Here is a 19,651-nt window from a genome sequence, read left to right as displayed (position 1 = left end):
ACCGTCCGCACGGGCCTCCGTGTTGTGATGCGCCTGGTCAACCCACTAATGTCACAGCGCCTTGGTGTACGGGAAACCGGTGCGGTACCGGTGCGGCCCTCGCCACTGTGATCGGGAAGTCCGGCTCCACCCTCTGGGGGGAAGACCCTTCAGGGGAGCCACTGCACCACCGCGGGAGACCGTTGCGGTGTGGGAAGGCGGAGCCGCGACGGCATGACCCGTCAGCCAGGAGACCGGCCAAGGTGCGTTGTCCATCCACGAGGTGCTGGAGAGGGTCTCCCGATCATGCATATAGCCGAGGGCTATCTACCCCCCGTGCACGCGGCCGCCTGGGGCGTCGCGTCCGCCCCCTTCGTCGTCCACGGCGTTCGTGCCCTGACCCGCGAGGTCAAGGCCCATCCCGAGTCCACCCTGCTGCTGGGTGCGGCCGGTGCGTTCACCTTCGTTCTGTCCGCTCTCAAGCTCCCTTCGGTGACGGGGAGTTGCTCCCACCCCACCGGCACGGGGCTGGGGGCGATCCTGTTCCGGCCGCCGGTGATGGCGGTCCTGGGCACGATCACCCTGCTGTTCCAGGCCCTGCTGCTCGCGCACGGCGGGCTCACCACGCTCGGCGCCAACGTGTTCTCGATGGCGATCGTCGGGCCCTGGGCCGGGTACGGGGTGTACCGGCTGCTGCGGCGGTTCGAGGTGCCGCTGATGGTGAGCGTGTTCTTCGGAGCGTTCGTCGCCGACCTCTCCACGTACTGCGTCACGAGCGTCCAGCTCGCGCTGGCCTTCCCGGACCCGGGCAGCGGCGTCGTGGGCGCGCTCGCCAAGTTCGGCGGCATCTTCGCCGTCACGCAGCTGCCGCTGGCGGTCAGCGAGGGGCTGCTCACGGTGCTCGTGATGCGGCTGCTGACGCAGTCCAGCAAGGGCGACCTGACCCGGCTCGGGGTGCTGCTCCCGGGCGACCGGAAGACCGAGAAGGCGGAGGCGAGCGCGTGATGAGCCGTAACGCCAAGATCAACACGCTGCTGCTGCTCGTCGTGGCGGCCCTGGCCGTGCTCCCGCTGATGCTAGGCCTCGGTGACCACAAGGAGGAGCCCTTCACCGGCGCCGACGGCGAGGCGGAGGTGGCGATCACGGAGATCGCTCCCGACTACGAGCCGTGGTTCAGCCCGCTCTACGAGCCTCCGTCCGGCGAGATCGAGTCGGCGCTGTTCTCGCTCCAGGCCGCCCTCGGCGCCGGTGTCCTGGCCTACTACTTCGGGCTGCGCAAGGGCCGCAGGCAGGGCGAGGCCCGAGCCGGGGCGAAGCCGCCGGCGAAGCCGTCCGGCGACGAGTAGGCGCGGATGCTGCCGATCGACGCGGCGGCGCACAGCAGTCGCTGGCGCCGCCGTCATCCGTGCGAGAAGGCGGCTCTGGGTTTCGGCCTGACGCTGTGCGCGGTGTGCCTGCCGCCGTGGCCGGGAGCCGTGCTCGTCGCCGCGGCCACCCTCGCGGTCCTCCTCGGTCCGGCCGGTGTCCCGGGACGCCAGCTGTGGCGGGCGTTCCGCATTCCGCTGGGCTTCTGCGTGACGGGCGCGGTTCCTCTGCTGTTCGAGGTGGGCGGCCCGCGCGGTGTCGTCGCCCTGGCACCGGACGGTCCGGTGCACGCGGGCGAGCTGCTGCTACGGACCGCGGCCGCCTCCCTGGGGGTGCTGCTTTTCGCGTTCACCACGCCCGTATCGGACGTGCTTCCCCGGCTGGTCCGGGCGGGGGTGCCGGCCCCCGTCGTGGACGTCGCCCTCGTGATGTACCGGATCAGCTTCCTGCTCCTCGACGCGATGGCGAAGATCCGCCAGGCGCAGGCGGCCCGGCTGGGGCTGACCACACGGGCGGCGACCTGGCGCTCGCTCGCCGGGCTCGGGGCGACGGCGTTCGTGCGCGCCTTCGACCGGGCGCAGCGCCTGCAGACCGGGCTGGCGGGGCGCGGGTACGACGGGACCCTGCGGGTCCTGGTGCCCGCCGCCGCCGTCTCGCGCCGCTTCCTGGCGGCGACGGCCGGGCTGCTCGTCGGTCTCGTCGCGCTCACTCTCGTACTGGAAAGGTCCCTGCCGTGAGTCTTCGTTCCCCTGTCGTGGAACTGGTGAGGGCGGGCTTCGCCTACGAGGACGGGCCCGCGGTCCTCGACGGGATCGACTTCGCCGTACCGGAGGGGCGGTCGCTGGCCCTGCTCGGCAGGAACGGCAGCGGCAAGACGACGCTGCTGCGGCTGCTCAGCGGTGGTCTGCGGTGCGCGAGCGGCGCGCTGCGGCTCGACGGCGAGGAGGTGTCGTACGACCGCAAGGGGCTGACCCGGCTGCGGACGACGGTCCAGCTGGTCGTGCAGGACCCCGACGACCAGCTGTTCGCGGCCTCGGTGGGTCAGGACGTGTCGTTCGGACCGATGAACCTGGGGCTGCCGGAGGAGGAGGTACGGCTCCGGGTGCGCGAGGCGCTGGAGGCGCTGGACATCGTGGCCCTGGAGGACCGGCCGACCCATCTGCTGTCGTACGGGCAGCGCAAGCGGGCGGCGATCGCGGGCGCGGTGGCGATGCGGCCGCGCGTACTGATCATGGACGAGCCGACGGCCGGGCTCGATCCGCACGGTCAGGAGCGGCTGCTCGAGGTGCTGGGGCGGCTGCGGGACGCGGGGACGACGGTGGTCATGGCGACCCACGACGTGGATCTGGCCCTGCGCTGGGCGGACGAGGCGGCGGTCCTCGCCCCGGACGGCCTGCGGACCGGGCCGGTGACCGACCTCCTCGCGGACGACGCGCTGCTCGCCTCGGCACGGCTCCGTCAGCCGTGGGGCATGGCCGTCGCCCGGCTGCTGCGCGCCCACGGCCTGCTGGCCGCCGACGCTGACGGCCCCCGCACGGCGGAGGAGCTGGACGCCTGGGCCGGGGTGGGCAGCCCGTAACGGGCGGACGCCGAGGGCGCCGACCGGGCTCGGGCGGGGCGGAACCCGTCCGAGCGCTGCCGCGGGCGGGGTGGGATCGGTACGGATCCCACCCCGCCCGCCCGTGTGCGGCGGGCCGGCACCAGGGAGACCGCCCGCCCCTGGCCCCGTCCGTGGAGGCGGGCGGGTGAGCTCGGTCCGTCCGTGGGGGCGGGGGGTCCGTGCCCGGACGTAGCGCAGATCACGCCCCTGCCGTTATGCAACTTGTTGCACAAGTCGCCTCGGGTCGTCTACAACAGGGCGTGACGATCCTGCGCGAGGAGGCGCCCCGATGGCCCCGACCACCCCGTACCCGCACCTGCTGAGCCCGCTCGACCTCGGCTTCACCACCCTTCCCAACCGGGTGCTCATGGGGTCCATGCACGTCGGCCTCGAAGAGACCGAGAACGGCTTCGCGCGGATGGCCGCCTTCTACGCCGAGCGTGCGCGCGGCGGAGTCGGCCTCATCGTGACCGGCGGCATCGCCCCGAACGAGGCCGGCCGCCCCTGGGACGGCGGCGCCAAGCTCAGCACCGACGAGGAGGTCGCCGAGCACCGGCTCATCACCGACGCCGTGCACGAGGCGGGCGGCAGGATCGCGATGCAGATCCTGCACTTCGGGCGGTACGCCTACCACCCCGCCCTCGTCGCGCCCAGCCCGATCCAGGCACCGATCAGCCCCTTCGTACCGAACGAGCTGACCGACGCCGAGGTCGAGCAGACGGTCGAGGACTACGCCCGCTGCGCCGAGCTGGCCAAGGCCGCCGGATACGACGGCGTCGAGGTCATGGGCTCCGAGGGCTACCTCATCAACGAGTTCATCGCGGCCGCCACCAACCGGCGCACCGACCGGTGGGGCGGTCCCTACGAGAACCGGGTCCGCTTCCCCCTGGAGATCGTCCGCCGCATCCGCGAGCGCGTCGGCGAGGACTTCATCCTCGTCTACCGGCTCTCGATGCTCGACCTCGTCCCCGGCGGCTCGACGCTGGAGGAGGTCGTCGCGCTCGCCAAGGAGATCGAGGCGGCCGGCGCCACCATCATCAACACGGGCATCGGCTGGCACGAGGCCCGTATCCCCACCATCGCCACCTCCGTGCCCCGCGGCGCCTACACCTGGGTCACCAAGAAGCTGATGGGGGCGGTGAGCATCCCCCTTGTCACCAGCAACCGCATCAACACCCCCGAGGTCGCCGAGCAGATCCTCGCCGAGGGACGCGCGGACATCGTCTCCATGGCCCGGCCGTTCCTCGCGGACCCCGACTTCGTCGCCAAGGCCGCGGCCGACCGCGCCGACACGATCAACACCTGCATCGGCTGCAACCAGGCCTGCCTCGACCACACGTTCAGCCTGAAGATCACCTCCTGCCTGGTGAACCCGCGCGCCTGCCACGAGACCGAACTGGTCCTCTCCCCCACCCGCCGGGCCAAGCGGATCGCCGTCGTCGGCGCGGGTCCGGCCGGGCTCGCCTGCGCGGTCTCGGCCGCCGAGCGCGGCCACACGGTCACCCTGTTCGACAGCGCTGACGAGATCGGCGGTCAGCTGAACGTCGCCAAGCGCGTACCGGGCAAGGAGGAGTTCAACGAGACCCTCCGCTACTTCCGCGTCCAGCTCGACGCCCGGGGCGTCGACGTCAGGCTGAACACCACGGCCACGCCCGACCTCCTCGCCGCGTACGACGAGGTCGTCGTCGCCACCGGCGTCACCCCGCGCACCCCCGAGATCCAGGGCATCGACCACCCCAGCGTCGTCAGCTACCTCGACGTCCTGCGCGACGGCGCGCCCGTCGGCGAGCGGGTCGCGATCATCGGCGCCGGCGGAATCGGCTTCGACGTCGCGGAGTTCCTCACCGACGGCGGCGAGGGCGCGAGCCAGGACGCGGAGACGTACTTCCGCCAGTGGGGCGTCGACACCGGCTACGCGGAGCGGGGCGGGCTGCGCGCTCCCGAGCGCCCCCGGCCCCCGCGCCAGGTGCACCTGCTCCAGCGCAAGTCGACCAAGGTCGGCGCCGGCCTCGGCAAGACGACGGGCTGGATCCACCGCGCCGAGATGAAGCACCGGGGCGTCACCATGGTCGCCGGCGCCTCGTACGAGCGGATCGACGACGAGGGCCTCCACCTCACCGTCGACGGCGAGCCGCGGACCGTCCCCGTCGACACGATCGTCCTGTGCACCGGGCAGGAACCGCGCCGCGGCCTGTACGAGGAGCTGATCGCCGCGGGCCGCACCGCGCACCTGATCGGCGGCGCCGACGTCGCCGCCGAGCTGGACGCCAAGCGCGCGATCGACCAGGGCACCCGCCTGGCGGCGGCTCTGTGACCCACGCGGCCCGTACCCAGGTCGGGTCCGGAAGGTCTCGCCCGGGTATCGGGCCCTCCGGGCGGACGCCGACACCTTCCGTACGCTCCCTAGGATTGCGCGCATGTCCCTGCCGCACGCGATCCTGACCGCGCTGCTCGAGAAGCCGTCCTCCGGTCTCGAGCTGACGCGCCGCTTCGACAAGTCGATCGGCTACTTCTGGTCGGCCACGCATCAGCAGATCTACCGTGAGCTGGGCAAGCTGGAGCAGGCGGGGCACATCCGTGCCCTGCCCGCCCGGACTCCGGCACGCGGGCAGAAGAAGGAGTACGAGGTCCTGCCCGCGGGCCGCACCGAGCTGACCGACTGGGTGGCCAGGACCGAGGAACCCAAACCCCTGCGCTCCGCGCTGCTGCTGCGGATGCGGGCCGCCGCGGTCGTCGGGGCCCCCGGGATGGCCGCCGAGCTGAGGCGCCATCTCGACCTGCACCGGCATCAGTTGGAGGAGTACCTCGAGATCGAGGCGCGCGACTTCCCGCCGGCGCGCCGGGAGAGCGAGCCCGACCGGCTGCGGCACCTCGTCCTGCGCGGCGGGATCGATCTGGAGCGGTTCTGGGTGGAGTGGCTGACCCACGCCCTGGCGGAGCTGGATCGGTAGCGCCGGGGACGGCCTGAGCGCGGCCCGCCCGGCCCGCCCGGACAGGCCGGGCGCGCTCACGTCCCCGGCGAGCGCGCGGCCGTGCCGGCAGGGGGAGGACGGAAGCGGACGGCGTTCTCCCTTCCGCCCTCCGCCTCACCGCGAGCGCCCGGTGCGCCCCTCCTCCGTCGCCCTGCGCCAGGCCGCGTCGCGCAGCAGTCGCAGGCCGTTGAGCCCGACCAGGACCGTGGAGCCCTCGTGGCCCGCCACGCCGAGCGGCAACGGCAGGTGGCCCGCCAGGTCCCAGACCACCAGGGCGCCGATGCAGGTGCCGGCGATCACCAGGTTCTGGACGACCAGTCGGCGGGCGCGGCGCGAGAGGGCCACGACGGCGGGGACGGTGGCCAGTTCGTCGCGTACGACGACGGCGTCGGCGGTCTCCAGGGCCAGATCCGAACCGGCCCGGCCCATGGCGATGCCGGTGTGCGCGGCGGCCAGGGCCGGGGCGTCGTTGACGCCGTCCCCGACGACGAGCACCGTGGCCCCGGCCCGCTCCCAGGCGCGCACGGCCGCCACCTTGTCCTCGGGCAGCAGCCCGGAGCGCACGTCGGTGATGCCGGTCCCTTCGGCGACCCGGGCGGCGGCGCCCGCGTTGTCGCCGGTCAGGAGGGTGGGGGCGGTGCCGGTGAGCCGGGTCAGGGCGGCGACGGCCTCCGGGGCGCCGTCGCGGATCCGGTCGGCGAAGGTGAGGACCGCGACCGGGGTCCCGTCGGCCACGACCTCGACCGCCGTGTCGGTGTGCGCGCCCGCGGCCCGGCGCACCCGCACCTCGCGGCCCTCCACCGTCGCCCGTACGCCCTCCCCCGGAACGGAAGCGAAGTCGCTCGCCGCGGGGATCCGCAGTCCGCGTTCGCGCGCCGCGGCCACCACGGCGCGGGCCAGGGGGTGTTCGCTGGACAGTTCGGCCGCCGCGGCCCACGCGAGCGCGTTCTCGTCGCCCCGCACGTCCAGGAGGCGCGGCGCGCCCTCGGTCAGCGTGCCTGTCTTGTCGAGGGCGACCCGGTCGACGGCGCCGAGGCGCTCCATGACCACCGCGGACTTGACGAGGACGCCGTGGCGTCCGGCGGTGGCGATGGCGGAGAGGAGCGGTGGCATGGTGGCGAGCACGACCGCGCAGGGGGATGCCACGATCATGAAGGTCATGGCACGCAGCAGGGTGGTGGTGAAGTCGGCGCCGAAGGCGAGCGGGACGGCGAAGAGCGCGAGGGTGGCCACCACGACGCCGACCGAGTAGCGCTGTTCGATCTTCTCGATGAACAGCTGGGTGGGCGCCTTGGTGGCGCTGGCCTCCGCGACGAGGGCGACGATGCGGGCGATGACGGAGTCCCGCGCGTCCTTGTCGACGCGCACGCGCAGGGCGCCCGTGCCGTTCAGGGTGCCGGCGAAGACCTCGTCGCCGGGGATCTTGGAGGCGGGCAGCGACTCGCCGGTGATGGTGGCCTGATCGACGTCGCTCACGCCGTGGAGCACCGTCCCGTCGGCGGGCAGCCGCTCCCCCGGCCGCACGAGCACGGTGTCACCGATCCGCAGCTCTGCCACGTCCACCGGCTCCTCGGTCGCGGCGCGGCCGTCGGGCCCGCCGCCGGTGAGACGGACGGCCTTCTCGGGGGCGAGGTCGAGCAGGCCCCGTACGGAGTCGGCGGTGCGGCGGGTGGCGAGCGCCTCCAGGGCGCCGGAGCAGGCGAAGATGACGATCAGCAGACCGCCGTCGAGATACTGGCCGATCGCCGCGGCGCCGAGGGCCGCGACGACCATGAGCAGGTCGACGTCGAGGGAGCGCTCGCGCAGCGCCCGCAGCCCCTCCCAGCCCGGCTCCCATCCCCCGGCGGCGTAGCAGAGGGCGTAGAGCGGTCCCCAGGCCCAGGCCGGGGCGCCGGCCAGGTCGAGCGGCAGCGCGCAGAGGAAGGCGAGGGCGGAGAGCGCCGCCCAGCGGACCTCGGGGAGGTCGGCGACGCGGGTCCTGCGGGCCGGCGGGGCCGCCGCGGCCTGGGTGGCCGGGCTGTCGAGCACCGGGGAAGCCATGGGAGTCCACCTCTTCGGACGGCACGGGGGCGTGCGGGGACGAACGGACAGGGGTGCGGACACAGCAGCGGGACCACCATACCCGAATACATGAAGACGTCTTCATCTATCTACATATGAGCGCCGCTACGATGAGCCCATGGGACACGGAGCGCACGGCGAGACGACCCCCGCAACCCACCTGGACGCGGACTCGGCTGCCACCATCGCCGCCACCCTCCAGGCCCTCGCCACGCCCTCCCGGCTGATGATCCTCACCAAGCTCCGCCAGGGCCCCTGCGGCGTCACCGAGCTCGCCGCGGCCGTCGAGATGGAGCAGTCCGCCGTCTCGCACCAGCTGCGGCTGCTGCGCGCCCTGGGCCTGGTCACCGGCGTCCGGCAGGGCCGCCGGATCGAGTACAGCCTCTACGACAACCACGTGGCCCAACTCCTCGACGAGGCCGTCTACCACATCGAGCACCTGCGCCTCGGCACCCGCGACGTGCCCCAAGAGACCGTGGATACTGGGCAGTCGTAGACCCAACGACGGGAGAGGGCGGGGATGGCCGACGACTTGGGGCACCGCGGGACACGTCACGCGGTGGTCATCGGGGGAAGTCTCGCGGGCCTGCTGGCCGCGCGGGTGCTGAGCGAGCACGCGGAGAAGGTCACGGTCGTCGAGCGCGACCGCTTCCCTGAGGGGCCGGACGCCCGGCCCGGGGTCCCGCAGAGCCGGCACACCCACGTCCTGCTCGAAGGCGGACAGCGGGCGCTCGACGAGCTGCTGCCCGGATTCATGGACGAGCTCACGGAACAGGGGGCGCCCCGGGTGGGCATGCCCCAGGACATGGTGCAGTGGCAGAACGGCCACTGGTTCCGGCGGATCCCGGCCACGACCGCGTTCTACACCGGCGACCGCGCCAAGCTCGAAGCCCTGGTGCGCCGGCGGGTGCTGGCCGATCCCCGGATCGAGACCGTCCAGGGCGTCGAGGCGGTCGGCCTGATCGGCGACTCCACCCGCGTCCGGGGCGTGCTGCTGCGCCCGCGCGGCGCGGGCGCCGGGACGGGCGAGGGCGGTGAGCCCTGCCGGCTGGAGGCCGATCTGGTGGTCGACGCCTCGGGCCGCGGCACGCGCGCGCCCGACTGGCTCGCCGCGATCGGCGCGGAGGCGCCGCACGAGGAGACCATCGACACCGGTCTCGCCTACGCCACCCGCACCTACCGGGCCCCGGAGAACGACAAGACGGACGCCCTCGGGTACTTCATCGTCCCCAATCCGGAACAGGTGTACGGCGGCGTCGTGGTGCCGCTCGGGGACGGCCGCCATCTGGTGACGCTGTCCGGACTGCGCGGCGACGAACCGCCCACGGACGAGGCCGGCTTCGAGGCGTACGCGAATCGGCTGCCGCACCCGGTGATCGGCGAATGGCTGGCCCGGGCCGAGCCCGTGTCCCCGGTCTTCGGCTTCCGGAGGACCGCCAACGTCCGCCGCCGGTACGACCGTCCCGGCCGCCGCCCGGCCGGTTTCCTGGCCACCGGGGACGCGCTGTGCACCTTCAACCCGATCTACGGCCAGGGCATGGCGGTCGCCGCGATGAGCGCGGTGGCGCTGCGCGACGCGCTCGCCGACCGTCGTCGCACGGCGACCACCCGCGTGGTGCAGAAGGCGCTGCTGGACGCCTCCCGGCAGGCGTGGGACATCTCCGCCGGGTCCGACAAGAAGATGCCGGGCGCGACCGGCAACGCGACCGGCAGCCGCGCCGTGGACAAGCCCGTGGGCTGGTACCTCCGCCGGCTGCAGCAGCGGTACGGCGGAGATCCGGTGATCGGGCGGGCGTTCCGGTCCGTCCTGACGCTCACGGCGCCCATGACGTCGCTGTTCGCCCCCGCGGTGGCGCGGTCCGTCCTCTTCGGCCCGGTCCCGTGGACACCGCCCGAGCCGCCGATGCGGCGCGAGGAGTGAACGGGCCGTAGCGGCCGGGCGCCGCGGCCCCCCGGGCCCGGTGACGCCGGGACCGGGGGCGCCCGGCTCGCCTTCTCCTCGCCGCGTCCCCGCTCGCGCCTCCTCCTCGCCCCAGCCCTCCCCGGCGGCCCCGGCGGGCCGGTGTCGCCGGACGTCCGCCGTCACGCGTCCGGGGAGGCCGCCACGACCCCGGCCGCGATCGCCGCGCTCAGCCGGGCGTAGTCGTCCGCGTTCTGGGCGGCGTAACGGATCGCGAAGTCCGCGACCGCCCGGTCGAAGACGTCCGAGCCGCCGAGGTAGGCGGCGATGGCGACGCGGTCGCCCGAGCGGGCGTGGGCGCGGGCCAGCGCGCGCCCACAGAGAGCGGCGTACTCGCGCAGGAGGGACGGGGACATGGTCTCGACCTCCGCGGAGCCCTTCATGTCACGCAGTTGGCGCCAGTAGAAGTGGCGCTGTTCGGGACCCGTCATCCAGCCGAGGAAGATGTCGCCGGCGGCCTGGACGAGCCGCTGGCCCGCGACGACCCGGCGCCCCTGGTGGGCGTAGGTGCTGGGCTCCAGGTACTCCTCCAGGACCGAGCGGCCCGCCTCCTTGATCTGGAGGACCAGCGGGTCGCTCTCGTCGCGCCCTTCGAGCAGGAGGACGAAGCAGCGGGTGCCGACGCTGCCGACGCCGACGACCTTGCGGGCCGCGTCGACGAAGCGGTACCGGTCCAGGAGCACCCGCCGCTCCTCGGAGAGGGAGCTGCGGTAGTCGCTGAAGACCTTCCCGAGGTTCACCCGGTCGAGGTCGGCGGTGCGGTGCAGGAGGGGCGGGGCGTCGACGAAGCGCCGGGCGCCGGTCTCGTCCCGCTCGGTGAGCCGGGTGAGGGCCTGGAGACTGGTACGGCGACGGGCGCGGGCGAGGGCGTTCTCGACGCGGGCACGGCCGTGCCGGAGCAACGGCGCCAGCTCGTCGGCGTCGATCCTCTCGTACCAGACGGCGAGCTCGCCGAGTCCCGCGAGTCGGCGCAGGGAGGTGCGGTAGGACGCGGTGGCGACGAGCGCGGAACGGTGGGCCTTGGCCTTGCTGGTGCCGTTCTGGAGCGCGGCGACGGCGACGCTGGCGGCGAGCCGCTTGACGTCCCATTCGAAGGGTCCGGGCAGCGTCTCGTCGAAGTCGTTGACGTCGAACAGAAGCGCCCGTTCGGGTGAGGCGTAGACCCCGAAGTTGAGCAGATGGGCGTCCCCGCAGAGCTGGACGGTGAGACCGGTGTGGCGCTGGGCGGCCAGGTCGGCGGCCATGACTCCGGCGGCGCCCCGCAGGAAGGCGAAGGGCGAGACGGCCATCCGTCCGTACCGGAGGGGCAGGAGTTCGGCCACACGGTCGACGGACTGTTTCTGCAGCACGGCCAGCGGATCGGGGCGCTGGGAGGAGGGTATCCAGCGGCCGTGCGAGGACCGGGGGACGCGCTTGCGGGCCGCCCGGCCCGTTTCGGCTCGCTCGTACGGTGTCAGCATCCGGCCTCACCCGCCTCTTCCAGCGTCGCTACCGGTTGAACTCATTAGAGGCGCACTCGCTCGTTTCGGCCACTCTCACGGGCACCCTCTTCCCCAATGGTTTAGACCAATGATAGGAATGATCACTCACACGGCCCACACGATCACGCTGAGCAAAGAAGGGTCCGAACATGGCTGAGCCCGATCCCGAGCAGGTGGCGGCGGTACCGCTCTACCTCCGGGTCGCCGCCGCCCTGCGGGACGACCTCGCCGACCGACGCCTCGCACCCGGCAGCCGGCTGCCCTCCGAGCGTTCGCTCGCCCATCGCTACCACGTCAACCGCCAGACCGTCCGCAGCGCCCTCCAGCTGCTGCGCGACGAGGGGCTGGTGGTGACCGACCGGCGCGGCACGTTCGCCGTCGACGGTGGCCCGCAGGCGCACGTCCCGCAGCTGACGGCACGCCGGCAGTCCTTCCCCGGCGGCACGGAGGCCGCGGACGCGCTCGTCCGGGCGGCCCTCGCCTGGGAGGCGCCCCCGGCGGCGCTCGCGAGCCGGCTGTCGCTCGTGCCGGGTGAGCCCACGCTCGTCCACCGGCACGTGGTGATGAGCCCGGCCGGGACGCCCCTGCAACGGTCGGTGTCCTGGTTCTCCCGGCAGGCGCTCACGGAGATCCCCCAGCTCTCCCGCTACCGCCGGGGCAAGGACGCGGCCAAGCAACCGGACCTGCGACTGCTCTACCACTGGATGCACCAGGCCGGGCTGCGACTGACCAGACGGGAGTCGATCGGCGTGCCCGCGGGCCCCGGCACGGGAGTCGGGGCCGGCGCGGCGCGGCTGATCGTCCACCGGGTGGTGAGCGACCAGCACGGCCACGCGCTGGAGATCACGGACATCGACTTCGCGGCCCAGGCGGCGGCCTGGACGTACGAGTTCAGCGCCTGAGCGCGGGCTCCCTACACGATCCCCTCGGCGATCTCCGCCTCCTCGCGGGCGTTGCCGTACGCCGAGGGGGTCCCGTACGAACGACGGGCGACGTACCACCAGAGCGTGGCGAGGACCAGGACCACGGCGAGCGCGATGACGGCGTAGTTCATGGAGTCGACGGTCACCGGCGACTTCTGCGGCAGGCAGAACAGGACGGTGACCACGGCCACCCAGCCGACGGCCGTCCAGCCGATCGGCCGGCTCCAGCGGCCGAGGTTCCAGGGCCCCGGGGTGAAGCGCGTGCCCGCCCGCAGGCGGAGGTAGATCGGGATGGCGTAGGCGGGGGTGATGCCGATGACGTTGATGGCGGTCACCGCGCCGTAGGCGGTGGCCGAGTAGAGCGAGGGAACGGCCAGCACGGCGGCGACGGCCACCGAGAGCCAGACCGCCGGGACCGGCGTCTGGGTGCGGCTGCTGACCTTGCGCCAGAGCGCAGAGCCGGGCAGCGCGTTGTCGCGGCTGAAGGCGAACACCATCCGGCTGGCGGCGGCCACCTCGGCGTTGCCGCAGAAGAGCTGGGCGGCGATCACCACGAGCAGCAGGGCGGTGGCGCCGCCGGTGCCGAGCGCGTCGAGCAGGATCTGGGCGGGCGGGACCCCGGTGGCGCTGTTCTGCGTGCCCGCGTAGTCCTGGATGGCGAAGGTCAGCCCGGCGAGCAGGGCGAAGCCGGCGATCCAGGAGACCCAGATGGCGCGCACGATGCCCTTGGCCGCGCTGACGGAGGCGTTGGAGGTCTCCTCGGAGAGGTGCGCGGAGGCGTCGTAGCCGGAGAACGTGTACTGCGCGAGGAGCAGGCCGACCGCGGCGACGTAGAACGGGTTGGCCCAGCCGGTGTCGTTCACGAACTCGGTGAAGACGAACTCGGCGGACTGGTGGCGGTCCGGGACCAGGGCGAGGGCGCCGACGATCACGGCGACACCGGTCAGGTGCCACCAGACGCTGATCGAGTTGAGCACGCTGACCAGGCGCACGCCGAAGAGGTTGAGCACGGCGTGCAGGAGCAGGATCGCGAGGAAGATCAGGAAGGTGGAGCCGGCCGTGGGCACGATGCCCCACTGGAGGTTGAGGAAGGCGCCGGTGAAGAGGGCGGCGCCGTAGTCGATGCCGGCGATGGCGCCGAGCAGCCCGAGCAGGTTCAGCCAGCCGGTGTACCAGCCCCAGCGGCGTCCGCCGAGGCGGTCGGCCATGTAGTAGAGCGCGCCGGAGGTCGGGTAGGCGCTGGTGACCTCGGCCAGCGCCATGCCCACGCAGAGCACGAAGAGGCCGACGCCCGCCCAGCCCCACATCATGACGGCGGGGCCGCCGGTGCCCAGGCCGAATCCGTAGAGGGTCATGCATCCGGAAAGGACGGAGATGACGGAGAAGCTGATGGCGAAGTTGCCGAAGCCGCCCATGCGGCGGGCGAGGACCGGCTGGTAGCCGAGTTCTCTGAGCCGGGCCTCGTCGTCCTGGCCCTGGGCGGGGCCGCGTATGTCGTCGACGGGGACGGTGCGGGACATGGCCGTTACCTCCGGGAGGGGTGGGGGGAGCGGATGCGTCGGTCGGGGCGCGGGGGAGCCGAGCGGGTCAGGGGTCGAGACAGCGGGCGCGGGCGCGCAGGAACACCTCTTCGGCGAGCGCGCGGTCGTCGGGGTCCGCCGTGCGGTACGCCCAGGGCAGCGTCGTGTAGTAGGGCCCGAGGGCGTCGAAGACGCGGGCGGCGTCGTCGAAGCGGAGGGCTCCGTAGAGGGCGTGGGCCAGATGGTTCAGGTCCAGGAGGGAGGCCTCGGCGGTGGCGCAGAAGAGGAACCAGCCGTCCAGGGCGCGCCGGGCGTCCCGGACGGCGTCCTCGGCGACCCAGTGCAGGTCGAGCGCGTGCTCGTGACCGCGCTCGCGCCGGTAGCGCTCGACCCGGACGTAGAGCGGAAGGGCGTGCAGGGCCGAGCCGGGAGGTGCGCCGGAGACCGCCCACTGGGCGTAGTTGACGGCTTCGGAGAGCGGCCCCGGCCGGCGGGAGTAGAAGAACTGGAGCATGCGGTGGTGCGCTTCGCGGTTGTACGGGTCGCGCTTCTCGGCCTCGGCGAGGAGGGCCCAGGGCCCGGGCGGGAGCATGGGGGCCGGCGGGCGCTGACGGTGCTCGTCCCGGTGGGAGGAGTCGTCGAGAGCGGCGAGGGCGAGCAGACAGATCCAGGGCACCGGATCGGCGGGGGACCGTCCGGCGGCGGTGCGGCAGGCGGCCCGTGCCTCCTGGCGCAGTTCACGGGAGCGGGGGTGGCCGGCGCGGTGGGCGCGTACGGCGCGCTCGACGGCGACGCGGGTGTGCATCACGGTGGCGGGCGCGCTGTCCGGCTGCTCGGCGCGCCACGCCTGGACGACGTCGGTGCCGGCGGCGACGGCCGCCAGGACCTGGGTGCGCTGGGTCCAGGCGGCCCAGCCCGTCGTCTCGTCGAGTAATTGGGCCATGGCCACCCAGCGGCCGGTCCGCAGGTCCTGGAGGGCGTGGCGCAGGGCGTGGTCGTGGCCCGCCGGGTGGTAGACGGGCCGGAAGCCGTGCCCGCCTCTCACGGGGCGGGGCATGCTGTGGATGACATGGGTCCTCGGTGGGGTGGAGGGGTGGTCAGCCCCCGGTGGACATCCCGGCCGTTGATCGGCGATCACTATAAGGGCCGCTGGATCGTCCCGGTCCACTTTCACATCTGATCGTAACTATCCGGCCACAGACCGGATTTGACCGAGCGTCAACGAGGGTGGCGAAGGTGACGAGGGTGGCCGGGGCGGCTTGACGCGTCGGGGCGGGTACACCAGGCTTCGGCTCCGGTGATCAAGGACGGCAGGTGCACCGGACGCACCGGCTCGTCGCGTGCACCCGGCCCACCGGACGCACAGAGGGCACGGTGGACGGTGTGCGCACGCGCCGACGCGCGACGACCCGGACCCCCGGGTACGCGGCTACGAGGACGGGAGCGCGACGATGACGGGGCCGGTACTCGCCGTCGACCAGGGCACCTCGGGGACCAAGGCGCTCGTCGTCTGCCCCGAGCGCGGCGTCATCGGGACCGGCACGGCGCCCGTGCGGCCCCGCCATCTGCCCGGGGGCCTGGTCGAGGTCGACCCGCGTGAGCTGTACGCCTCCGTGGTCGCCGCCGGCCGCGCGGCGCTGGCGGAGGCGGACACTCCGGTCATGGCCGTGGGTCTGGCCAACCAGGGTGAGACGGTCCTCGCCTGGGATCCCGCCACCGGCGCCCCCCTGACCGACGCGCTGGTCTGGCAGGACCGCAGGGCCGCCGCGCTGTGCGACGAACTCTCCTCTCACGCCGAGCGGTTGCGTCAGTGGACCGGACTGCCCCTCGACCCCTACTTCGCCGCTCCCAAGATGGCCTGGATCCGCCGCCGTCTCACCGGGGCGGGCGTCGTCACCACCAGCGACGCGTGGCTGGTGAACCGGCTCACCGGCGCGTTCGTCACCGACACCTCCACCGCGGGCCGCACCGGACTCCTCGACCTGGACACGGTGTCCTGGTCGGAGCCCGCCCTCGACGTCTTCGGGCTGGGCGGCGAACGGCTGCCGCGGGTGGTGGACTCGGACACGCCGGTCGGCACGACGACCGCGTTCGGACCCCCGTTGCCCGTCACCGGCCTCCTGGTCGACCAGCAGGCGGCGCTCCTCGCCCAGCGGGTCACCGAACCGGGCGCCGCCAAGTGCACCTACGGCACGGGGGCGTTCCTGCTCGCACAGACGGGACCGGTCCCCCACCGGGGCGACGGAGGTCTGGTGAGCTGCGTGGCGTGGCGGCTGCGGGGCCGGACGAGCTACTGCCTGGACGGCCAGGTGTTCACGGCGGCGTCGGCCGTCCGCTGGCTGACCGATCTCGGGGTGCTCTCCGGCGCCGAGGACCTCGACCGCGTGGGCGGGACGGTGCCGGACGCCGGAGGCGTCACCTTCGTACCGGCCCTGGCCGGACTCGCGGCGCCCTGGTGGCGCGGCGACGTGCGCGGCTCCCTGCACGGTCTGGGCCTGGACACGACGGCGGGCCACCTGGTCCACGCCCTGTGCGAGGGGATCGCGGCCCAGGTGGTCGAGCTGGCCGGCGCGGCGGCCGCCGGCCTCGGCGCCCCGCTGACCACCCTGCGGGTGGACGGCGGTCTCACGCGGTCCGCGCTGCTGATGCAGACCCAGGCGGATCTCCTCCAGCGCCCGGTCGAGGTCTCGGCGTTGCCGGACGCGACCGCGCTGGGGGTCGCGGCGGTCGCCCGGCTGGGTCACGACCCCTCGCTCGGCGTCGACGAGGCCGTACCGGAGTGGAAGCCGTCGGCCGTGTACGAGCCGCGGATCGGCGGCGCGGAGGCGAGTGAGCGCATGGGCCGGTTCCGTACGGCGGTGGGCGCGCTCCTCGACGGCGCCTCCGGACCCTCGCGCCCATGACCGCCAAGAGACGGGCCGTGGGAAGAGGTGCCGTGGCGAGGCGCGGCGCGGGGAGACCTGGCGCCGGGACGCGGGGCGTGGGAAGCACCGGCGCGGGAGGGCGGACGTCCGTGAGGGTCCCGGCCGGGCCGGAAGGGGCCGGGGCACGCGGGACCGTCCCGGCGGGCGGGCCGCCGGCGCGCGGCACGGTGACCCGCACCGGTGCGCTTCCCGACACCTCCGCGGCGGGCGCGGAGTACGACGTGGCCGTCGTCGGTGCCGGAGTGGTCGGCTGCGCCCTCGCGCGCGAACTCGCGCGCCACGATCTGCGGGTGGCACTCGTCGAGGCGTCCGGTGATGTCGGCGACGGCACGTCCAAGGCGAACACCGCGATCCTGCACACCGGTTTCGACGCCGTGCCGGGCTCGCTCGAAGGCCGGCTGGTCCGGGAGGGGCGCCGTCGGCTCCTCGCCTACGCGGACGAGGCGGGCATCCCCTTCGAGCCGCTCGGGGCGCTGCTGGTCGCCTGGGACGCCGAACAGCTGTCGGCCCTTCCCGCCCTCGCCGAGAAGGCCGCCCGCAACGGCCACCGGACCACGCGGGTGATCGCGGCCGGCGAACTCGCCGCGCGCGAGCCGCACCTGGGACCCGGCGCCCTCGGGGCGCTGGCGGTGCCCGGGGAGTCGGTCGTCTGCCCATGGACGACGACGCTCGCGTACGCCACCCAGGCGGTCCGCTCCGGAGTGGACCTGCACCTCCACTGCCGGGTCGAGTCGGCCCGGCCGGGAACGCCGCACCGGCTGGTCACCCGGCGCGGGGAGCTGCGGGCCCGCTACGTCGTCAACGCCTGCGGGCTGTTCGCGGACGAGTTCGACGCCCTGTTCGGCCGGCAGGACTTCACCGTGACGCCCCGGCGGGGCCAGCTGATCGTCTTCGACAAGTTCGCGCGCGGGCTCGTCCGGCACATCCTCCTGCCCGTGCCGGGCCGGCTCGGCAAAGGGGTGCTGGTGGCACCGACGGTCTACGGAAACGTCCTGCTGGGACCGACGGCGGAGGACCTGGACGACAAGGCGGCCACCGGTTCGACGGCCGAGGGGCTCGCCGCCCTGCGCGCCCAGGGCCGGCGGATCCTGCCGGCGCTCCTGGACGAGGAGGTGACGGCCGTCTACGCCGGGCTGCGGGCCGCCACCGAGGACGACGACTTCCGGGTGGCCGCCCATCCCGGGCAGCGGTACGTCACGGTCGGCGGCATCAGGTCCACCGGGCTCACCGCCTCCCTCGCGCTCGCCGACCACGTCGTGGGCCTGCTGGCGGCGGAGGGTCTGGAGCTCGGCGCGCAGCGGCCGCTCGCCCCGGTCCGGATGCCCAACCTCGGCGAGGCGTTCCTCCGCCCGTACCGCGACGCCGACCGGATCGCGCGGGAGCCGGACTTCGGGGCCGTCGTCTGTCACTGCGAGCGGGTGACCCGCGGCGAGATCCGGGAGGCGCTCGCGTCCACGATCGCGCCGGCCACGCTCGACGGGCTGCGGCGGCGGACCCGGGCCTGCGGCGGGCGCTGCCAGGGGTTCTCCTGCGGCCCGGCCGTGCGGGCGATGTTCGAGGAGGCGCGGCGGTGATCCGCTCGGTCGACGTGCTGGTCGTCGGGGCCGGGCCGGCCGGTCTCGCCGCGGCCGCCCGGCTGGCGGCGGCGGGCGCCGGCCGGGTCGAGGTCCTGGAACGGGACGAGGAGGCCGGCGGCGTGCCGCGGTTCTGCGCTCACGGCGGCTTCGGCGTGGGCGAGTGGGGCCGGACGACGGACGGAGCGGCGTTCGCGCGCCGGTCGGTCGCGGCGGCGGTACGGGCGGGGGCGGCGATCCGCACGGGCGTGTCGGTCACCGGCTGGGCCGGGCCGTCGGCCCTGGAGGTCACCGCGCCCACCGGGTTGGAGAGGATCACGGCCAGGGCGGTCGTCCTCGCCACGGGCGCCAGGGAGCGGCCGCGCAGCGCGCGGCTGGTGCCGGGGACCCGGCCGGCCGGGATCCTGACGACCGGGGAGCTCCAGCGGTCGGTGGTGCGGTACGGCGTCCGCGGGGATCGGCTCGGGCGCCGTGCGGTGGTGATCGGCGCCGAACCGGTCGCCCACCACGCGGTGCGGATGCTGCGCGGGGCCGGTCTCGACGTGGTGGCGATGGTGACGGACGGGCCGCGCGGGCCCCGGCGCTTCGCCGCGGCCTCCGGCACGGCGCCTCCTCCCCTGCTCACGGGTACGACGGTGACCGAACTGCTGGGGCGGGGCCGCCTCACCGGGATCGGGGTGCAGGACCGCGGCGGACGCGGAGGGGCGATCCGCTGCGACACGGCGGTGTTCACCGGCGACTGGATTCCCGAGCACGAACTGGCCCGCGCGGGTGGGGTGGCGCTGGACGCCGGCACCCGGGGGCCGGCGGTCGACGCCTTCCTCCGTACCGGTACGGCGGGGGTCTTCGCGGCGGGCAACGTCCTTCGGGGCGTCGAGTCGGCGGCCACGGCCGCGGCGGAGGGGCGCACGGCGGCGGAATCGGTCCTGCGACGACTGGCGGGAGAGCCATGGCCCCTGGCGGGCGCGCCGGTGGTGGCCGAGCGGCCGCTTCGTTGGACGCTCCCCCACCGGATCGCGGACGGTGCGCCGGCGGGGCCGGTCCTGTTGCGGGCGGACGCGCCGCTGGCGAGCCCCGTGGTCAAGGTCGTCCAGGACGGCCGACTGCTGCACCGGGCCGTCGTGCCGGGCACGGTGTGGCCGTTCCGTTCGGTGCGGCTGCCCTCGGCGTGGACGGGGGACGTCGATCCGGCCGGCGGTCCGGTGGTGGTGAGCCTCGACGCGTAGCGTCAGAGGCCTGGTCCTCTGGCATGTGCGACGCGCCGTTGACCACCCCTCCCCCGGGCCTCATGC

At 74.1% G+C, this 19,651-nt stretch carries 16 protein-coding genes and 1 riboswitch; of the genes, 12 read left to right on the top strand and 4 right to left on the bottom strand.

What is annotated here, in order from left to right; translation table 11 throughout:
* Window positions 1-45 precede the first annotated feature (45 nt).
* A riboswitch (cobalamin riboswitch) is annotated at window positions 46-256 on the top strand.
* Window positions 257-285: 29 nt separating this feature from the next.
* From ACZ68P_RS14475 to ACZ68P_RS14450, 6 genes are all read left to right on the top strand, one after another.
* Window positions 286-984 carry an energy-coupling factor ABC transporter permease gene (locus tag ACZ68P_RS14475; protein ID WP_471005911.1) on the top strand — a complete coding sequence of 233 codons (699 nt, stop codon included), beginning with the start codon at window positions 286-288 and terminating at the stop codon, window positions 982-984.
* The gene (locus tag ACZ68P_RS14470; protein ID WP_471005909.1) at window positions 984-1,325 is read left to right on the top strand and encodes an energy-coupling factor ABC transporter substrate-binding protein; all 342 of its coding nucleotides are present in this window, start codon (window positions 984-986) and stop codon (window positions 1,323-1,325) included. The genes ACZ68P_RS14475 and ACZ68P_RS14470 overlap by 1 nt, the downstream gene beginning before the upstream one ends.
* A 6-nt stretch (window positions 1,326-1,331) precedes the next feature.
* Window positions 1,332-2,081, top strand: a complete 750-nt coding sequence (gene cbiQ / locus ACZ68P_RS14465) for a cobalt ECF transporter T component CbiQ (protein ID WP_471005907.1) — start codon at window positions 1,332-1,334, stop codon at window positions 2,079-2,081.
* A complete protein-coding gene (locus ACZ68P_RS14460; RefSeq protein WP_471005905.1) occupies window positions 2,078-2,923 on the top strand; it encodes an ATP-binding cassette domain-containing protein in 846 nt (281 codons plus the stop codon). The genes cbiQ and ACZ68P_RS14460 overlap by 4 nt, the downstream gene beginning before the upstream one ends.
* A gap of 310 nt (window positions 2,924-3,233) precedes the next feature.
* Complete coding sequence (locus tag ACZ68P_RS14455) at window positions 3,234-5,258, top strand: FAD-dependent oxidoreductase (protein ID WP_471005903.1); 2,025 nt, start codon at window positions 3,234-3,236, stop codon at window positions 5,256-5,258.
* Window positions 5,259-5,361: 103 nt separating this feature from the next.
* Window positions 5,362-5,895 (top strand): PadR family transcriptional regulator, encoded by a 534-nt coding sequence (locus ACZ68P_RS14450; RefSeq protein ID WP_471005902.1) that lies wholly within the window; start codon window positions 5,362-5,364, stop codon window positions 5,893-5,895.
* 135 nt (window positions 5,896-6,030) lie between these two features.
* Here the strand turns inward: ACZ68P_RS14450 and ACZ68P_RS14445 are convergent, their stop codons facing one another.
* Window positions 6,031-7,956 (bottom strand): heavy metal translocating P-type ATPase, encoded by a 1,926-nt coding sequence (locus tag ACZ68P_RS14445; protein WP_471005900.1) that lies wholly within the window; start codon window positions 7,954-7,956, stop codon window positions 6,031-6,033.
* A gap of 139 nt (window positions 7,957-8,095) precedes the next feature.
* On the opposite strand from ACZ68P_RS14445, the gene ACZ68P_RS14440 reads away from it, so the two are divergent.
* Both ACZ68P_RS14440 and ACZ68P_RS14435 read left to right on the top strand, forming a co-directional pair.
* Entirely contained in the window at window positions 8,096-8,473 is a 378-nt protein-coding gene (locus ACZ68P_RS14440) for an ArsR/SmtB family transcription factor (RefSeq protein ID WP_471005898.1), read from the top strand.
* 24 nt (window positions 8,474-8,497) lie between these two features.
* Entirely contained in the window at window positions 8,498-9,898 is a 1,401-nt protein-coding gene (locus ACZ68P_RS14435; RefSeq protein WP_471005896.1) for an FAD-dependent oxidoreductase, read from the top strand.
* A 161-nt stretch (window positions 9,899-10,059) separates the two neighbouring features.
* Here the strand turns inward: ACZ68P_RS14435 and ACZ68P_RS14430 are convergent, their stop codons facing one another.
* A complete protein-coding gene (locus ACZ68P_RS14430; protein ID WP_471005894.1) occupies window positions 10,060-11,397 on the bottom strand; it encodes a DUF2252 domain-containing protein in 1,338 nt (445 codons plus the stop codon).
* A 170-nt stretch (window positions 11,398-11,567) separates the two neighbouring features.
* Between ACZ68P_RS14430 and ACZ68P_RS14425 the strand changes: the two genes are divergently transcribed.
* Window positions 11,568-12,320, top strand: a complete 753-nt coding sequence (locus ACZ68P_RS14425) for a GntR family transcriptional regulator (RefSeq protein WP_471005892.1) — start codon at window positions 11,568-11,570, stop codon at window positions 12,318-12,320.
* An 11-nt stretch (window positions 12,321-12,331) separates the two neighbouring features.
* Here the strand turns inward: ACZ68P_RS14425 and ACZ68P_RS14420 are convergent, their stop codons facing one another.
* Together ACZ68P_RS14420 and ACZ68P_RS14415 are read right to left on the bottom strand one after the other, a co-directional pair.
* Window positions 12,332-13,861, bottom strand: coding sequence for an amino acid permease (locus ACZ68P_RS14420; protein ID WP_471005890.1), 1,530 nt, complete (start codon window positions 13,859-13,861; stop codon window positions 12,332-12,334).
* Window positions 13,862-13,928: 67 nt separating this feature from the next.
* The gene (locus tag ACZ68P_RS14415; RefSeq protein WP_471005888.1) at window positions 13,929-14,918 is read right to left on the bottom strand and encodes a hypothetical protein; all 990 of its coding nucleotides are present in this window, start codon (window positions 14,916-14,918) and stop codon (window positions 13,929-13,931) included.
* Between the two features lie 394 nt (window positions 14,919-15,312).
* On the opposite strand from ACZ68P_RS14415, the gene ACZ68P_RS14410 reads away from it, so the two are divergent.
* The 3 genes from ACZ68P_RS14410 to ACZ68P_RS14400 are packed head-to-tail and all read left to right on the top strand — an operon-like array spanning window position 15,313 to window position 19,585.
* On the top strand, window positions 15,313-16,764 hold the full coding sequence (locus ACZ68P_RS14410; RefSeq protein WP_471005887.1) for an FGGY family carbohydrate kinase: 1,452 nt from the start codon (window positions 15,313-15,315) through the stop codon (window positions 16,762-16,764).
* Window positions 16,761-18,359, top strand: coding sequence for an FAD-dependent oxidoreductase (locus ACZ68P_RS14405; protein ID WP_471005884.1), 1,599 nt, complete (start codon window positions 16,761-16,763; stop codon window positions 18,357-18,359). The genes ACZ68P_RS14410 and ACZ68P_RS14405 overlap by 4 nt, the downstream gene beginning before the upstream one ends.
* Window positions 18,356-19,585: an FAD-dependent oxidoreductase gene (locus ACZ68P_RS14400; RefSeq protein ID WP_471005881.1), complete on the top strand. Its 1,230-nt coding sequence runs from the start codon at window positions 18,356-18,358 to the stop codon at window positions 19,583-19,585. Before ACZ68P_RS14405 ends, ACZ68P_RS14400 begins: the two co-directional genes overlap by 4 nt.
* Window positions 19,586-19,651: the final 66 nt, after the last annotated feature.

The organism is Streptomyces sp. NPDC036822 (genome assembly GCF_055609145.1).
This window is presented reverse-complemented; position numbering and strand designations above follow the sequence as displayed.

Excerpts from the sequence above, each read along its gene's own strand:
- ACZ68P_RS14455 (WP_471005903.1), top strand. The coding sequence starts at position 3,234 with ATGGCCCCGACCACCCCGTACCCGCACCTGCTGAGCCCGCTCGACCTC.
- ACZ68P_RS14445 (WP_471005900.1), bottom strand. The coding sequence starts at position 7,956 with ATGGCTTCCCCGGTGCTCGACAGCCCGGCCACCCAGGCCGCGGCGGCC.
- ACZ68P_RS14430 (WP_471005894.1), bottom strand. The coding sequence starts at position 11,397 with ATGCTGACACCGTACGAGCGAGCCGAAACGGGCCGGGCGGCCCGCAAG.
- ACZ68P_RS14420 (WP_471005890.1), bottom strand. The coding sequence starts at position 13,861 with ATGTCCCGCACCGTCCCCGTCGACGACATACGCGGCCCCGCCCAGGGC.
- cbiQ (WP_471005907.1), top strand. The coding sequence starts at position 1,332 with ATGCTGCCGATCGACGCGGCGGCGCACAGCAGTCGCTGGCGCCGCCGT.
- ACZ68P_RS14475 (WP_471005911.1), top strand. The coding sequence starts at position 286 with ATGCATATAGCCGAGGGCTATCTACCCCCCGTGCACGCGGCCGCCTGG.
- ACZ68P_RS14435 (WP_471005896.1), top strand. The coding sequence starts at position 8,498 with ATGGCCGACGACTTGGGGCACCGCGGGACACGTCACGCGGTGGTCATC.
- ACZ68P_RS14470 (WP_471005909.1), top strand. The coding sequence starts at position 984 with ATGAGCCGTAACGCCAAGATCAACACGCTGCTGCTGCTCGTCGTGGCG.
- ACZ68P_RS14440 (WP_471005898.1), top strand. The coding sequence starts at position 8,096 with ATGGGACACGGAGCGCACGGCGAGACGACCCCCGCAACCCACCTGGAC.
- ACZ68P_RS14450 (WP_471005902.1), top strand. The coding sequence starts at position 5,362 with ATGTCCCTGCCGCACGCGATCCTGACCGCGCTGCTCGAGAAGCCGTCC.
- ACZ68P_RS14425 (WP_471005892.1), top strand. The coding sequence starts at position 11,568 with ATGGCTGAGCCCGATCCCGAGCAGGTGGCGGCGGTACCGCTCTACCTC.
- ACZ68P_RS14410 (WP_471005887.1), top strand. The coding sequence starts at position 15,313 with ATGACGGGGCCGGTACTCGCCGTCGACCAGGGCACCTCGGGGACCAAG.
- ACZ68P_RS14405 (WP_471005884.1), top strand. The coding sequence starts at position 16,761 with ATGACCGCCAAGAGACGGGCCGTGGGAAGAGGTGCCGTGGCGAGGCGC.
- ACZ68P_RS14415 (WP_471005888.1), bottom strand. The coding sequence starts at position 14,918 with ATGCCCCGCCCCGTGAGAGGCGGGCACGGCTTCCGGCCCGTCTACCAC.